At 35.4% G+C, this 457-nt stretch carries 1 protein-coding gene; it reads right to left on the reverse strand.

The features are described 5' to 3' along the window. Nucleotides 1-457: hypothetical protein (locus JHD69_RS20370; protein ID WP_199142151.1), on the reverse strand; the 457-nt coding region annotated here is incomplete at both ends.

Genomic DNA, 457 nt, shown 5'->3' on the forward strand with positions numbered 1-457 from the left:
CTTTTATAGTCTTGAGCCTATTGAACGAATCATATTCATAAAATGTAAGCTGTTCCCTTTCATTCGAAGATGCTCTTAGCAATCCCTTTGAATAGGTATAAGTGCTAAAGGCACCAATGGTGCCTAATGGTAATGCTCTTACATCATCTACATAACTGCCATTTGAATTTATAGTTATATTAGCTAATGGAGCATAAGGAAGCGCATATCTATAAAGTTTCCAATCACCTATCTGCATCACCATCGAATAAGAGGTCGCTGTCATATTGTTATTATAAGATACTATGGGGATATTTGTTCCATTAACCCATAGGTCTAAGTATATATACATTAATCCCGTGAAATTTTCTTTAAGTACATAAGTTCCTAGAAGTGATCCTAGGCCTGTCCTTGATACGGCATTTGGAAAATCTTCAAAACTCTCAAATGCATATTTGGGGCTTGTTTCATTTGTTCC

The sequence above is a fragment of the Pedobacter sp. ASV12 genome, assembly GCF_016429155.1.
In the GTDB taxonomy this organism is placed as follows: domain Bacteria; phylum Bacteroidota; class Bacteroidia; order Sphingobacteriales; family Sphingobacteriaceae; genus Pedobacter.